The organism is Dolichospermum heterosporum TAC447 (genome assembly GCF_024584745.1).
Taxonomy (GTDB): Bacteria; Cyanobacteriota; Cyanobacteriia; order Cyanobacteriales; family Nostocaceae; genus Dolichospermum; species Dolichospermum heterosporum.
Genome location: NZ_CP099464.1, coordinates 4739635 through 4755357, shown reverse-complemented (window position 1 = coordinate 4755357; position 15723 = coordinate 4739635). Strand labels below are relative to the sequence as shown.

The window sequence follows — 15723 nt, the reverse complement described above, 5'->3', positions numbered from 1 at the left end:
ATTTTAAGTAGGTTGGCGTTGAAAATTGTCGTTATGGCAAGGCAAGAGGCAAGAGGCAAGAGTGAAGAGGGTTTAGGCGGTTTTACATCTCTTTACACAGTTTGGTTTTATTGTGTTCACCTACTTACTTTTCTTCACATACCTTTAAATTTTTCTGTTCACCTACTTACTTATTTGATTTTTGATAGCTTGCGTGGCGTAGCCATTCAAAACTCGGTACACCTTCATATTCTCAAATCCTCTTGCCTTCCTACGCAGGAAAATTCACAGAATCAAACCGGAGTCCTATAGTTAGGAATAGGAGTCAAAAGCAAGAATTATGTTGAATATTTTCTATCTATGAATGATGATTTTTTCTTTGTCTAAGTCTCAAGTTTATTTAGTAGTTATTAGTTAAAATACTGATAATCAGGGTAACAATAATCTTCAGTTCTGATAGAAATGAGAGGTTATGAATTTATTGATTTTTCTAAATAAATTTATTGACGATTTTGCATATAATCAAAATATATCTGCTAAAGGTATTAAAGCTGGATTTTTATTTCCTGTTGGCATTGGTTGAGATAAATAACCAATAAGGATTTACGAGTAAGCCTAATTATGCCTAAAAAGACGACTACTCCCCATTAACGACTCTGGAGACGAGATGTATCTAGCGCATTCATTCATGAGTGATGAGAAACGGCAACAACATCAACAACATCAACAGCCTTTGATTTTAGTGGTAGAAAATCATGACGATAGTCTACTGCTGATGAGTTATACCCTTGAGTTACTTGGTTGTCAGTCTATTTGTCAAAAAGAAAGTTCAACAACAGTATTTATGGCTAAAGAACATCAACCTGATTTAATCTTATTGAATATTTTTTTACCCGGGATGAATGGACTAGATTTTATTCGGTATCTTAAGCAAGAATCGTTAACTTGTCATATTCCTGTGGTGGCTATGACGGTTTTAACTGATGCTGAATATAACAAACGGATGCTTGAAGCTGGTTTTGATGATTACATCGTTAAACCTTATATGATTGAGGAGTTGGCTGCAATTATCTACCGATTTCTAGGGAGGAAATTTGAGCTATGCTCGGTTTTAGAAGTGCCACAGATTCATTAATAATCATGCGGCAATTTTAGGGAGTTTGACTGTGAATATGCTGCCTTTACCGATTTCTGATGAAAGTTCTATTTTACCTCCGTGTGCTTCAATAATGCGGCTGCAAAGATGTAGTCCTAAACCACTACCTGATCTTTTATTTTTACCTTGACGAAAGCGCTCAAAAATAGTTTCTTGATCTTCTGGTGCAATGCCATAACCTGTGTCTTGAACTTCGATGATGATGGTACTACTGCAATGATTAGCTGGGGATAAGGTTTCAAAAATGCGGATTTCTATACTGCCTGTATCCGTGAATTTGATGGCATTACCAATTAAGTTATGGAATACTCGTCTTAATTCTAAGCGATCGCCTTTAACTATGCCGCCATTATTGTCTGTTGGACTTAATTCATGGGTATCTAATTTCAAAGTTAAGTTTTTTTCCAGTGCTAAGGGATCTAATTCACTTATGACCTCGGTAGCAATTGTGGTTAAGTTGCATGATTCAAAGTAGAGATTTTTTTGTCCAGCTTCAAAGCGGTAAACTTCTAGTAATGTATTCACCATTTCTAGGAGATTTTGATTGCTGCGAATCATTACACTAATGGGTTGTTTCATTTCTGAAGGAATTTGTCCAAAGACTTCTTGCAGAAATAAATTCAGCACTCGATTAGCAGCTACTAGGGGAGTACGTAAATCATGGGTAAGACGAGAAACAAAGTCTTCTCGCTGTAGGGTCATTTTGCGTTGTTCGTCAATACTGTGCTTTAATCTTAGGAGCGATCGCACTCTGGCTAATAATTCTTCAATCTCAAAGGGTTTGCGAAGAAAATCATCAGCACCGATATCTAAACCTTCAACTACGCTGGCTTCAATACGGGCTGTCAGTAGTAAAATCGGAATATAGTTGATTTCAGGATTATTCCGAATCTGTTGTGTAACTTCATAACCATTTATTTCTGGCATCATCACATCTAAGATAATTAAATCCGGTGGTGACTTAATGACTTTTTCTAAGGCTATTTTACCATCCATTGCTGAATCAATTTCATAGCCTTCGCTTTCTAAGATTGTCCGCATTAAAGTCAGATTATCTGGGACATCGTCAACGCACAAAATTCGGAATTCTTTCAAGTTAGACATATTTAATTTCTTAGTAATCTACAATTTTAAGTGGGGATAATTGATTAAAGCTTTATGAGGAGAATGTACAGAATGAAAAGGATTTTGATGAGGACTAAAGACCACACTCCCTAAATCCGGTGCTAAATTTATTTTTCGTGGTAATTTTATTTTAAATATTGAACCTACCCCTAACTGACTTTCGATATCTATTTTTCCTCCCATGATGTCTACCAGTGAATCAATAATAGCTAAACCTAACCCTGTACCTGAATATTTACGACCAATACCTTGATCAATTTGGTGAAATGCTGCAAAAATTTTTTGAAAATCTTGAGAAGCAATACCAATTCCTGTATCTTTCACCGTTATTATAACTTGATTTTGAGTTGTTTCTTGGATTTCTACCCAAATAGTCCCAGCCTCAGTAAACTTTACAGCATTGGAAAGTAAATTGATGACAATTTGTTGTAATCGTACTGCATCATTAAATACTAATGTATTTTCTAGGTCTATTTTAACTAGCAAAGATAAATTTTTGGCTTCAGCTAAGGGACGAATGTTTGTAACTGCATGACTCACAACTTTTGATAAATCCAATATTTCTGGCTTTAGTTCTAATTTCCCGGATTCTAGTTGAGAAAAATCCAGAATTTCATTAATTTTTAGCAGTAGATCTTTGCCATTATTGAGAATTTTCTCTACCATGTCTAGTTGTTGATTTGTCAACTGACCAAATTTGGGACGTAAGAGAATTTGTGAAAACCCAATAATTGCATTCATGGGAGTTCTTAGTTCATGGGATATGGTGGCTAAAAATAGTGATTTTAAGCTAGATATTTCTAAAAGTTTAAAGTTTTGATATTTAATATGTTGCTGTTGTGCTGTTAATTCTTTTTGCTGTAAAACTAGTTGTTCACGACTTTCTTTAAGCTGTTGGTTTGCTAAATCTAGCCGCATTTCAGCATGATATACACGGATGGTACTGCGTAAGATTTGAGCTATGGTTTCTGGTGATAATCTAGACTTAAGAAAATACTCACTAGCACCTAATTTTAGTAACTCTCTGGCTATTTGTTCATTGTCTGCATCTATGAGAATTACTAGCGGAACTTTAATCCCTGAAGATTGTAATTTATGGATTAATGTGAAACTATCTTGATTTGGTAAGTGATAGTTAAAAAATACGCAATCATAGTGATTATTGATGAGGGCAAAAAAGGCATGATTCCCATCTTTAACTTCATCAATTTCCATGCTAATAGCTGTTTGGGTCAGAGCTAGACTTACTATTGAGCCATTAGACTGATCATCGTCTACAACTAAGATTTTCAGATTCTCTTCCATCGGTTTTTCTTCTGGCTGTCCAATACAGATTTATATTCAGCATTTCTGTTTTTACAGTTTCTAGATTATACAAATAATGAACATGATTTTCTGGTGAATGAGCAGATTTATTTCCAGGTAAGAGAAATACTTTATCCACTTAAAAAGATTGTAAATTAGTAATTCATGAACTGTCCTCACCCATTAGTGAGAGTTGCATGGAAACATTATGTACCATTGGCTTAAGTGTTTTTGTCTAAGCATTGGTAATAATTATCAGGTGAAAAATTATTTGCGTCACACATATAAATAAGTAGGTTGGCGTTGAAAATTGTCGTTATGGCAAGGCAAGAGGGTTTAGGTGATTTTACATTTCTTTACACAGTTTGGTTTTATTGTGTTCACCTACTTACGTTTTTAGCGTAGATATCAGGGTTAGAAGTTTTTTTTGGTGTCTGATAGCAGAGTGTGATAATAGTAATGCTCGCATATTTGCTAACTGCTGTATTGAATCCATAGTAAATTTCGTAATAGTACCATAACTGTAATTTTTCTGATTTGTCTCAATAATTTCATTTGTTTTGCGGGAAATATCTATATATCTTTAGCTAGATTTTTACAGCTATGAAAATTCAAAAATCAATTATTTACTATTCCTATTGATAGATGTTCATTGTTTCACATATCATATATGCTGAGGGATGGATAAATTAAATACAATTCTTAAATAACTAATCAGCTTTTTGCTATTGGTAATACTTCCTTTAGAAGTAATCTGATTATCATGGGTGTAATAAATAATGAGTGACATTAGCATTCTATTAATTGAAGATCATGATTTAACGCGCATGGGACTCAAAACTGAATTGCAGTTGCATGGCGGTTTTAAGGTGGTGGGTGAGGCAGCTAGTGCGAATCTGGGACTAAAACTGCTAGAAACAACTAAACCGGATGTGGCTGTGATAGATATCGGTTTACCCGACATGGATGGGATTGAACTGACGCGCAAGTTTAGACGTTATCAGGCGGAAACAGGACAATCGCAGACCAAAATATTGATTTTGACGATGAATAATTCAGAAAATGTGGTTTTGGCAGCCTTTGCCGCCGGCGCAGATTCTTATTATATGAAGGATACAAGTGTTAATAAATTTATTGAGGCTGTACAAGCAACTTTTCATGGTAACTCTTGGATTGATCCGGCGATCGCTAATATAGTATTACGGAAAATGCGTCAAGGTGTCCCCGGTGATCATCAATCATTTGATAAGCCGAAAACTGTCAAAATTGAAGCCCTAGAAACAGAATATGAACAAGTTTTAGAAACTTACCCCCTCACCCAACGGGAACTGGAAATTCTGGCATTGATTGTGGCTGGTTGCAGCAATGGACAAATTGCCGAGAAGTTATATATTACTGTAGGTACGGTCAAAACTCATGTTCGCAATATTTTAAATAAACTCTGTGCTGATGATCGTACCCAAGCAGCAGTTCGGGCTTTACGTTCCGGTTTGGTGGTTTAAGGAGTCAGGAGTCATGAGGTAGGGGCGCAGGGCCTGCGCCCAGTCAGGAGATGGATAAGAGATAAGAAAATTACCCATTACCCATTACCCATTACCCTTACTTGTAAACATTCTGCAATCCGTTGTGCTGCACCTGCACGTCCCATGCGTTGAATGCCATTTTCAGCGATCGCATGGAGGATGTCAGGATTTTTGAGGAGAGATTGGATAGCTGGGAGAACTTGTGATGGTTGGTTGACGAGGGTGAGGGATATGCCTAAAAGCCGACTTTGGGCTTCTGCAAAACCGGGGTTATATTGAGGACCATTACCAGGGATAGCGATCGCAGGTTTTCCCAAACCGATGAATTGTTCCGTTGCTGTTCCAGCCATAGCGATCGCCACATCACCTAAATACAGGCAATCATTATAGGCTTGTTGGGTCAAGATGAAGTAAGAATTTTTTTGTTGAAAAGTCAAGCTATCGGGGTCAGAAATTGGTAAAGGAGATTGATCACACCGTCGCCAACCTTGGATATGTAAACTCTGTGATAAAATACTACAATCTAGACCAGGAGCGATCGCCCCTAAAAAAATCATCGTCCCCGCAGCCCCAAATAAAGAATCTGGTCGTCGTAAACTAGCCATCAGTGCTGATACAGCAATCATGATGATTTCCCAATTATTGTAAGCTTCCGGCGCACGAGAACCGGGCAAAAGAGTCACAACAAAAGGACGAATCACCTCTTCGAGTTCAGCATCAGGACGATAGAACTGTTGTGCAGTCAAACTTGTCTGTAACCCATCCATCATGGGATTCCCCACATCTACAGCGGGAATTGACCATTTTTTGAGAATTTCCGTAGTCAGAGAATCTCTAGGAAACACCGCCCGACAACGACCACGACTCATCAACCACCTTTCCCAAGGATGGTAAATCGAACCAGAAAAATTTTCCCACCATGCGGACTTTGATTTCCTGGGTAACAATCCCATTGCGTCACGCACATAATATTCTGATTTAGCCGTCCCCACAAAAGCATAATCAGCACCACTCATCGCTGCAAACAGCAAAGGAACAATATCCCCCACAGCGAGAACAGCCTTTTGATTACCTAACTTAGTTTGTGAACTTACCCAACGGCGGATAGATTGAATTTGATTAAGAGTCAACTGCACCAACCCCCCGCCAACATCACGCATTAATTCACGGCTATCCATATAAATAAAACCACCGGAAGGCATAGTTCGCACTTTACCAATCAGAGGAATATCTATTTTTTGATAAGCACGTCCTTCACCCACTATTGGTAAAGCAAAAATATCCGGTGGAGAAGATAATTGTTGTAAAGCCTGAATAATCCGCACAGCAATCATATCTTCCCCATGACCATTGCTTAAAACTAATAACTGTAATGGAGAATTGATCATTTTTCTAAATACTAGTAGTCTGTCAACCCGAAAATGACGGGTGAAGGCAAGTAGGGGGAGAAGAGAGGTAGGGGGGTGGGGGAGGTGGGGGAGGTAGGGGAGGTGGGGGAGGTGGGGGAGGTAGGGGAGGTGGGGGAGGTGGGGGAGGGAAGAAGAGAAGTTTTTTCCGATCATTACCCGTCAAAATAAATTTGACTAACTACTAGGAGTCAGGGGTAGAATTGTTGAGAATAGCTTTTGCATATTCCCAGGATTGCCATATCCGGGGTTCAGAAGCTTGATGATTTTTTTATCTGCATTTTTAGCCCTTGACTCCACTCCCCGTATCAGTAGGGACGATGTATTTTTGTAAAAACAAAAATAATACTAACACTGGAGTAATAGAAATTACTGAACCAGCAGCCACTAACCGCCAATCTAAGGAAAATGTTCCCGCTAACTTAGCTACCCCCAATGGTAGAGTATACAAACTTTCATCCTGAATGACAATTAAAGGCCACAAGAAGTCACTCCAAGCACCAATAAAAACAAAGATAGCCAAAGTAATTAAGGCTGGGCGAATGGCAGGTAGCATTACGCACCACCATAATCCTAACTCAGAACTGCCATCTAAGCGAGCCGCTTCCTCAATTTCTTTTGGCACACTTATTAAAGCTTGTCGGAGTAAAAATATACCAAAAGCAGATGCTAAACTCGGAAAAATTATCCCTAAGTAACTATTTCGCAATCCTAGTTGCACTGTTAAAATATATAAAGGAATCATGACAATTTGGAAGGGAATCATAATTGTGGACACAATGGCAATGAAAATTCCATTTCTGCCCACAAATGATAGTCTAGCCAAGGGGTAAGCCGCTAAGGAACAAAATAACAAATTTAAACCAACTGTTAAGACTGATACTAATATACTATTGTATAAATAAGTTCCAAAAGGTAGAGATTGCCAAACTCTGGAGAAGTTTTCTAATGTTGGTTGATTGGGTAGTAATTGGGGTGGTGACTGCCAGATATTTTCCGTTGGTGATTTTAAGGCTGTACTGATCAGCCATAATAATGGAAATAGCATCACCAGAGCGATCGCTCCTAGTATGCCATAAATAACTAAGGTTTGAGTGCGAGAGTTTTTAAAAGTCATTATCTTGATAAAAATGATTAAACATGAAAGTAATTAACCTAATAATACAAAAAAATAACTAAATTTTGCGATATGATCAAATCGAAATTTTCAAAACAAGTAATATTTTCATGAAACTAGTTCTGAAAATAGCGGCATTTGTGACCATAATTATTTTTGTTAGTGTTAGCTTAGTCTCTATTCACAAAATTTCCCAAAGTCAGCCAACACAAACCCCTCAAATCAGGACAGACTGTATAACTAACTCCGACATACCTTGTCATAGCCCAACAACATCTGTAAATACACAATTTATTCCCAATCAGCAATTAGATGATCAACAGCGTTTCTTAGCAGTAATCGCCAAAAAAATCCCCACAATTCCCCAAATTGATAGTTTTGAATATACTTTACTGCGTACTTATGGGACAGTATTTATTAATCAAAAGCCAGGAATTAACCTACCACAAAAAGTGATTTTAGATAACGAATCAGCAACCCAATCTTTTCAGGATGCAATTAGTATAGCTTTAGTAAATGACACACAAGAATGTTATTTACAAAAAACAGCCGCCACCGCTTTAAATCAAGCCAAAAGTTTAGCAACCATTCCTTTAAAATCAGGTTACGCTGGAGATTGTCTTCGCAATTTTGCCACCAATTTAAGATTTTGGAATAAATACGCAAATAGCGAAACATTAGCACAAGTAAAAGCCGGAAAAGAAACAAAAATTCTCGGATTAGTTGCCCCCCCTGGCACATCACAACATCTGTGGGGATTAGCAATTGATTTACAAGTATCAACATCAGCCCAAAGACAGGCTTTAAATGAAAATGGCTGGTTTCAAACTGTAGTTAGTGATCTTCCCCATTGGACTTATTTAGGCTGGAGTGAAGATGATTTACCCAAATTTGGATTACAACAAAAAATTGTCCAAGGAATCAAATATTGGGTAACACCCATTTAACAGGAGTTCAGGAGGTAGGGGCGCAGGGCCTGCGCCCATTCAGAAGTATGGCTAACGCCACGCTACGCTATCAGAAGAATGAAGAATGAAGAATGAAGAATGAAGAATGAAGAATGAAGAATGAAGAATGAAATTTCTCCCCCACTCCCCCCACTCCCCCCACTCCCCCCACTCCCCTACTTCCCCTACTTCCCCTACTTCCCCTGCCCCCTGCCCCCTGCCCCCTGCCCCCTACTTCCCCTGCCCCCTGCCCCCTGCCCCCTGCCCCCTGCCCCCTGCCCCCTGCCCCCTGCCCCCCACCCCCCACCCCCCGTTCCCTGTTATAAATAAACATATATCTAATCTTTGGAGTATTAACAGTGAGTTTATTTGATGATTTAAGTCGGTTTTTAGAAAGTCGTTTAGAAGAATTCTTGCGAAATAACCCTCATTTAGAGTTAGAAGCACTATTAGAACAACTGCGGGAACAAGAAGAAGATACATTAAAATTAATTGCCGAGTTACAATTGCAAGAGAAGCGATCGCAAGATGAAATCCTCTCCACAGCCCAAGAAATTCAAAAATGGCATATCCGTATTGAAAAAGCCCAAGCCGCAGGTAGACAAGACTTAGCCACCCCAGCCCAAGAACGAGAAGCAGCACTACTGCGAGAAGGAAATCAGATGTGGGGACAAATGCAAGGTATAAAAGAACGTATTAGTCAATCCCAAGAACTACTTCGCAAAATTCAACAACGTCGTCAAGAAGTACAAATCAAAGCAGCCGAATTACAAACAGCAAGAACCAAAGCACAAACCCAAGAAAGATTAGAAACTGAAACTCATGGCTGGAATACAGCTACTAATTATAACAGTAATTTTGATGACCTAGAAAATACATTTCGCCGTTGGGAAACCCAAGATGAATTAGAAAAACTCAAACGCAACATGGGAAAATAATTATGGATAACAAGATCCCCGACTTCTTAGAGAAGTCGGGGATCTAAATCTTATCATCGCTTACGAATTACCCCTTGCCAACTAATTTTTTGCTGTATAGAACGTCCACCTAAAGAACGAATTGCCACAACTTCAACATCAACCTTTACACCTGAATTTAAAGCTTGACTAGGAATTTTTAACTTACCTAAAGCTAGAGTAAAATTATTATAACTACGACTTACTAACTCAGCAGGAACTTCCCCTTCGTATAAAATTTGAGGATTAAAAGCATCATCAAAATTATCTTGCGCTCGATATTTCACTTTAAACCGAGTATTAATCACATCAGATTTACCAGCTAAATCAACTATTCTGAAACTGAGATTTTGTCCCGAATTAGCAAATTCAGCCACAGCTAACCTAATTACATCTTCCTGAAAAATAGCATGATTTACAGTGTAATCCGTCAAAGTTCCCGTAGTTTTAGCAGTACCATCAACCCAGAGATTTTCAGGAAAAGCAATATCTATTTCTTGATTATAATTTAAAGAGAGTTTTACAGATTGATTGGCAAAATTATTAATAGCATTTTTTTCTAGCCAAACTAATTTAAAACTTCCGTCCAAACGCCGTTCAAACTCTCGATATTCATCAGCAATTACAGAACCAATGGCAAGTAAAGACTTTGCCCCTTGACGAATTTGCCACTTATTTTTAGAAAGATTAAATTGTTGATTTGCCAATTGAGAAACCGCAATTTCCGCAGTTGGTTTATCATCTGCTAAAGCTTCTTTGCCATTAACTATACTTAAAATTCCTAACCTGCCCGGTTTACCATCACGCCCATCTCTACCATCACTGCCATCGCGTCCATCGTAACACCGATAAACCTTTTGAGTACATTGACGATTGAGAGTACCAGATCTTCCTGTACAACTTTCCCTCTCCCAACGTCGTTGACGACAGGAACAACCCACCGCACCTCTAGCACCTCTTCCACCCCGTCCACCTTCGCCACCAACAGCCCGAACGGCAATTTTCCTTAAATCTGCCAAATTCGTATAATAGACCGTCAGATCGCCACCCTGACCACCATTGCCACCATCACCACCGCTACCACCATCACCACCATTGGGGGCATTAATATTATCTCGTCCTTCTTCCTGATGATTCCGACAACTAGGACGAAAACCCGGTTCACCATCCTCGCCATCTTCACCATCTTTTCCAGATAAGTCAAGACTAACCGCCGAACCATCAGCGTTTATTATCTGGCTTGTCCCACTGCGTCCATCTCTACCGCTACGTCCGTTACTACCATCCCTATCATAATACCCAGTTACTTTTAATTCTTTAACATCCCTTGGACAGACAACTGCACCCACCGCAGGTAATAAATTAGTAAATAAACAAAATGTCAGCAGAAACGGTAATTGATATCTAAAATTTTTGTGCATGATAAGTAATTGGACAAAAATATTTACAGTCATTGCGAGGGAAGGGAAGCAATCACAACCCTGGCGATTGCTTCATTTCACTTCGTTCCCTATGGCTAACGCCACGCTACGCTAACGCAATGACATTGTGTAATTAATTCTGTCTCACTACTTATAGCAGGTGACAGAGTTGAAAAGATGTTCATGTAAGTAATTGGACAAAAATATTTACAGTCATTGCGAGGGAAGGGAAGCAATCACAACCCTTGGAATCGCTTCATTTCACTGCGTTTCATATGGCTAACGCAATGACATTGTGTAACTAATTCTGTCTCATTACTTATTGATGTAAATTTTTGCCAATTTGCTCCCCTATGACTGAAAAATAAATAAAAAAAGTGGTTTTGTCGAAGACAAAACCACCTCCTCAAAAAAATAAACTCAAATTAACGAGCTTGACCGTGAGCAGAAGCCGCATCAATAGGCTTCATCAAATACAATTGTAATAACTGCCAACCATGAGATAGATAGATTGGGAATTTTTGCAAGAATTGCAGGAATTTAGGAGTATTAGAGCTAGAAATTGCTGCCAATTTTTCGTTATTCTTGACGCAAACATCTAAACGCTGATAAAACGCTGGGTTCTCAACATCCAAAATAACTGGGAAGACTCTACCAGCGGTTTCATTGGTCTTCTTGATTACATGAATATCATAATCACGCGCATCCAAGCCCAAGGAAGCATAGAAATCTTTGCGTTGAATATCATTGAGATACATCGTTGCAAACACTGACAACAGGAAGAAGCGACTCCATAGTTTAGCTCTCCAGTCATTCAACATTTGTGGTTGCGCTCTCATAACCGCATCAAAGAAATCACCGTGACGGTTTTCATCCTGACACCAGTTCTCAAAAAAGTTGAAAATTGGATAAATTTGATCTTCAGGATGGGCTTCTAAATGACGATAAATGGTGATATAACGCCAATAACCAATCTTTTCAGAAAGATAGGTCGCGTAGAATATGAATTTGGGCTTAAAGAACGTATAACTACGGCTCTTAGTCAAAAACCCTAAATCTAAAGAAAGATTAAAGTCTGACATAGCTTTGTTCAAGAACCCAGCATGACGGGCTTCATCCCGTGACATCAGGTTAAAGCCTTCAGCTAAAAGGGGGCTTTTATCCTTTAGGCGACGGCCGAGTTCTTTGTATAGCAAGAAGCCGGAAAATTCTGCTGTACAAGAACGTTCGAGAAATTCAACGAACAATTTGCGAGTTTCTCCGTCAATAGAGTCCCAAGATTTTTCAAACTGAGCATCCCGAACAAAGTGATGGCGATTGTAGTCAATGCGGAATTCTGCAATAATAGCTTCTAATTCCTGTTCATTGACGGAAAGATCCATCTGCGCCATTTCATCGAAATCGGTTGTGTAAAACCTTGGTGTTAAAAGGGTTTCTTTCGCCGGGGACTTAACTCCAGAACGAATTTCGTCAGAGCTTGGTTTTCTGAGGGATTCTACCATGTTTTGATTTGCTCTTTTATCTTTCTTTTTTTTTTGATGACACCAGAAAGCTGATCCTTATGCTCTCACAAGGTGTAGGGGACAACAATTATGATTTTGTATGAAATTCAGTGTAGCAATATCTAGCCCAAAAATGAGCGGATAAATGATTAAGAGTTGCAAAAATCCACAAAAAACGATTTACACTTTATTTCTATGGCAATGAGGATGATGGTTTTAATGCCGCCTTTGAGGCGCGGAAGGTTAAATTAGCCAAAACTGAGGAAAATCATGTAAGCTGAGAAAACACAAGACATTATTAATTGGGCTGGTAATATGGTGTTGAAAAATATCGCCGACAGTGATGTTTTATACTAAAATGTCGAACCTTCTGTGCTGGTTACTCCGGTGGGACATAATGTGTTTGTGATAATCACTCATGAAAAACCAGAACTACAGTATTTGGCTGAACAATGCAATTCTTAACTGTCCTCTAATTTCTGAATTATTGTTAGCTTAAAAGGATGTTAATCAATGCTCAACTTTTACTACAATTTCAACGCTGTCAGCGACGACCTTTTTTAGATGTTCATGGTGATTATCTTCAGCGAGAGATTCCCAATGAGTTAATGCTGAAGGTGCAGAAGGACAAAAGCCTTCATCATCAGCGGATAGTCAGAAAGTTAAGTTATTCCGAGCCGGATTATGTTGCGAGTGATTGGCAAGCAGGAGCAGCATCAACTCTAGCACTGATGCAGCAAGGAGTGAGTTATATTCGTCGTGGTGTAATATTAACTACCTATTATGAAAAATATACTTTGCTGAGTCGCCCAGATTTGCTTGTGAAACAGCCGGGGAAATCCCGTTTTGGAAATTGGAACTATGTCCCGGTTAATATTGAATTGGGTAAGCGTCCTAAGCAAGAATATCAGGTAGTTATTGCTTTTCACGCCCAAGTTTTAGCTATGGTTCAGGATGTGGTTCTGAGTCAGGCTGGGCTGATATTGCGAGATAAAGATAAAACTTATGTGGTGGATTTGGACAAATGGACACCACAAATGCTGGATATTTTAGAGGAATATATTCAAGTTATTGAGTCGGTGGAAGCACCGGAAATTTTTATTTCTCGGCAGAAATGTAATCTTTGTCCCTGGTATAATTATTGTTATGCGAAAGCGAAATATCAAGAACATCTGTCTCTGTTGCCAGGTGTAACACCGATTCGCTACACTCAATTGCAAAATTTGGACATCACTACTTTAGAAGCACTGGCACAGACCCATCCTAACACCTTAGAAAACTTAACAGGATTTGATAGTAATGTAGCTGCTAAATTAGTTGTCCAAGCCCAATCTGTATTCACGAAACAACCCTTGATTCTGGCTGATTCCTTTTCTTTAGAATATCTGACTTTTACAGCCCCGATTGAACTTTATTTTGATATTGAAGCCCAGCCAGATTTAAATTTAAATTATCTTTTAGGTGTTTTAGTTGTGGATAGAGTTGCTAATACTGAACAGTTTTATGCTTTTTTGGCGGAACAACCAGAACAAGAACCTCTAATTTGGCAACAATTTTTAAATTTAGTGAATCAATATCCCCAAGCACCAATTTATCATTTTTGTGCTTATGAAGTGGATACAGTCAAACGCCTGGGAAAACTGTACCGCACACCTCATGCTCAAATTCATCGTCTCCTGAATCGGTTTGTTGATATTTATGAACAATTAATTCAAAGTGTGGCTTTACCAATAGATAGTTATGCGTTAAAAACTATTGCCCGTTGGCTGGGATTTGAATGGCGTGAACAAGAAGCCAATGGTGCTAAATGTATTTACTGGTATGATAAGTGGTTAGAAACAGGCGATCGCACTTTATTAACAATCATCCAAGACTACAACGAAGATGACTGTCGCGCCACCCGTACGGTCAAAGATTGGCTGGTCGCTTTTTTCACAAGTGCATAAAACTTCTTTCTTCTTCCTAATTTCTAACTGGGCGCAGACCCTACGCCCCTACTATTATTCTATGTTGCATCTTCCAAAATTTCGGAAACCATTCCTGATTCTTATCTTGGCAACTTCACTAATTCTGATTAGTTTTCTGGTTAATAATTTCGCTTCCGCTTCTTTCATCATCAACAGCATAGAATTTATTGGTCAAGCTACCTTACCCACAGGTTTAACTTTCCAAAAAACCGAAGTTGGCGGTTTATCGGGAATTACTTATGATGCCAAAAATAACTTGTACTACGCAATATCTGATGACAGAGGGCAAGAAGCACCACCTCGTTTTTATACTTTAACAATTGATCTGAGTAAAGGTAAACTAAATAATAATGGAGTTGTTCCCGTAGGTGTAACGAACTTATTAGATAATAATAATCAACCATTCCTCCCCAATACTACTGATACAGAAGGAGTTGCCCTCACTAATAAAGATACCATATTTGTTTCCTCAGAAGGTGATGTAGACAGACTCATCAATCCCTTTATTAAAGAGTTTGCACTAGCTTCTGGAAAAATAATTAATACCTTACCCATACTGGATAAATTTTTGCCAGATTCTCAAAAGCAAAAAGGCATTCGCAACAACTTAGCCTTTGAAAGTCTCACCATTACACCGAATCAAAAACTTCTATTTACAGCCACTGAAAACGCCTTAATTCAAGATGGTACAGCAGCCCAATCAGGTGTTGGTACATCTTGTCGCATTTTGCAATATAACCTCTTAACCAAACAGCCAGAACAGGAATTTCTCTACCAAACACAACCAGTGACACCCTTGTTTAATCCTACAGGTAAATTTGCCAGTGGCTTACCTGATTTAGTAGCGATCGATAACGCAGGAAACTTTCTCAGTATAGAAAGAAGTTTTACAGGTTTGGGATTTACAGTTTTTCTGTTTCAGGTTTCCCTAAATAAGGCCACAGACATCCATAGCTTAGAGAGCATTACCGAAATTGACCCTGATAAAATCCAGCCTGCAGAAAAGAAACTCCTCTTAGATTTACGAACTTTAGATGTATCATTAGATAATATTGAGGGATTAACCTTAGGTGCAAAACTCCCCGACGGGCAACCATCACTAATTTTAATCAGTGATAATAATTTTAATGGACTACAACAAACTCAAATTTTAGCCTTTAAGCTGAAAACTGAATCTCCGCTAACCAAATTATTCCGCCGCTTTAGAATACCTAACCGTTAAAAATAATCAGAATCGGACGAAACGACTACGCTAGGGGATATAGAAACCTCTGGCTCAAACGAAGTTAGCCAGAGGTAGTTCATAGTACAAATAGCAA

The 15723-nt window shown here is 38.6% G+C and carries 13 protein-coding genes; 6 read left to right on the top strand and 7 right to left on the bottom strand.

Going from position 1 to position 15723, the window contains the following annotated elements; all coding sequences use genetic code 11:
- Nucleotides 1-646: 646 nt before the first annotated feature.
- A complete protein-coding gene (locus NG743_RS21590; protein ID WP_039203561.1) occupies nt 647-1114 on the top strand; it encodes a response regulator in 468 nt (155 codons plus the stop codon).
- A 3-nt stretch (nt 1115-1117) separates the two neighbouring features.
- On the opposite strand, the gene NG743_RS21585 is transcribed toward NG743_RS21590, so the two are convergent.
- From NG743_RS21585 to NG743_RS21575, 3 genes are read right to left on the bottom strand one after another with little or no spacing between them, the layout of a single operon-like run.
- Nucleotides 1118-2239: a hybrid sensor histidine kinase/response regulator gene (locus NG743_RS21585; protein ID WP_257120866.1), complete on the bottom strand. Its 1122-nt coding sequence runs from the start codon at nt 2237-2239 to the stop codon at nt 1118-1120.
- 18 nt (nt 2240-2257) lie between these two features.
- Nucleotides 2258-3565: an ATP-binding response regulator gene (locus NG743_RS21580; protein WP_027401881.1), complete on the bottom strand. Its 1308-nt coding sequence runs from the start codon at nt 3563-3565 to the stop codon at nt 2258-2260.
- A complete protein-coding gene (locus NG743_RS21575) occupies nt 3528-3704 on the bottom strand; it encodes a hypothetical protein (protein WP_257120865.1) in 177 nt (58 codons plus the stop codon). The genes NG743_RS21580 and NG743_RS21575 overlap by 38 nt, the downstream gene beginning before the upstream one ends.
- A gap of 640 nt (nt 3705-4344) precedes the next feature.
- Here NG743_RS21575 and NG743_RS21570 point away from each other — a divergent pair.
- On the top strand, nt 4345-5067 hold the full coding sequence (locus NG743_RS21570; RefSeq protein ID WP_027401882.1) for a response regulator: 723 nt from the start codon (nt 4345-4347) through the stop codon (nt 5065-5067).
- 77 nt (nt 5068-5144) lie between these two features.
- Here NG743_RS21570 and NG743_RS21565 read toward each other — a convergent pair whose 3' ends face one another.
- Together NG743_RS21565 and NG743_RS21560 are read right to left on the bottom strand one after the other, a co-directional pair.
- Nucleotides 5145-6476 carry a lipid-A-disaccharide synthase-related protein gene (locus NG743_RS21565; protein ID WP_027401883.1) on the bottom strand — a complete coding sequence of 444 codons (1332 nt, stop codon included), beginning with the start codon at nt 6474-6476 and terminating at the stop codon, nt 5145-5147.
- Between the two features lie 301 nt (nt 6477-6777).
- The gene (locus tag NG743_RS21560; protein ID WP_039203551.1) at nt 6778-7611 is read right to left on the bottom strand and encodes a carbohydrate ABC transporter permease; all 834 of its coding nucleotides are present in this window, start codon (nt 7609-7611) and stop codon (nt 6778-6780) included.
- A gap of 110 nt (nt 7612-7721) precedes the next feature.
- Here NG743_RS21560 and NG743_RS21555 point away from each other — a divergent pair, with 110 nt between their 5' ends.
- Together NG743_RS21555 and NG743_RS21550 are read left to right on the top strand one after the other, a co-directional pair.
- Nucleotides 7722-8558 (top strand): D-alanyl-D-alanine carboxypeptidase family protein, encoded by an 837-nt coding sequence (locus tag NG743_RS21555; RefSeq protein ID WP_257120864.1) that lies wholly within the window; start codon nt 7722-7724, stop codon nt 8556-8558.
- Nucleotides 8559-8917: 359 nt separating this feature from the next.
- A complete protein-coding gene (locus NG743_RS21550; protein WP_027401887.1) occupies nt 8918-9496 on the top strand; it encodes a TIGR04376 family protein in 579 nt (192 codons plus the stop codon).
- A gap of 53 nt (nt 9497-9549) precedes the next feature.
- Here the strand turns inward: NG743_RS21550 and NG743_RS21545 are convergent, their stop codons facing one another.
- Complete coding sequence (locus NG743_RS21545; RefSeq protein WP_257120863.1) at nt 9550-10968, bottom strand: collagen-like protein; 1419 nt, start codon at nt 10966-10968, stop codon at nt 9550-9552.
- Nucleotides 10969-11360: 392 nt separating this feature from the next.
- Nucleotides 11361-12437, bottom strand: a complete 1077-nt coding sequence (acsF, locus tag NG743_RS21540; RefSeq protein ID WP_027401889.1) for a magnesium-protoporphyrin IX monomethyl ester (oxidative) cyclase — start codon at nt 12435-12437, stop codon at nt 11361-11363.
- A gap of 503 nt (nt 12438-12940) precedes the next feature.
- Between acsF and NG743_RS21535 the strand changes: the two genes are divergently transcribed.
- The gene (locus NG743_RS21535; protein ID WP_257120862.1) at nt 12941-14383 is read left to right on the top strand and encodes a TM0106 family RecB-like putative nuclease; all 1443 of its coding nucleotides are present in this window, start codon (nt 12941-12943) and stop codon (nt 14381-14383) included.
- A 61-nt stretch (nt 14384-14444) separates the two neighbouring features.
- A complete protein-coding gene (locus NG743_RS21530) occupies nt 14445-15626 on the top strand; it encodes an esterase-like activity of phytase family protein (protein WP_257120861.1) in 1182 nt (393 codons plus the stop codon).
- The last annotated feature ends 97 nt before the right edge of the window (nt 15627-15723 follow it).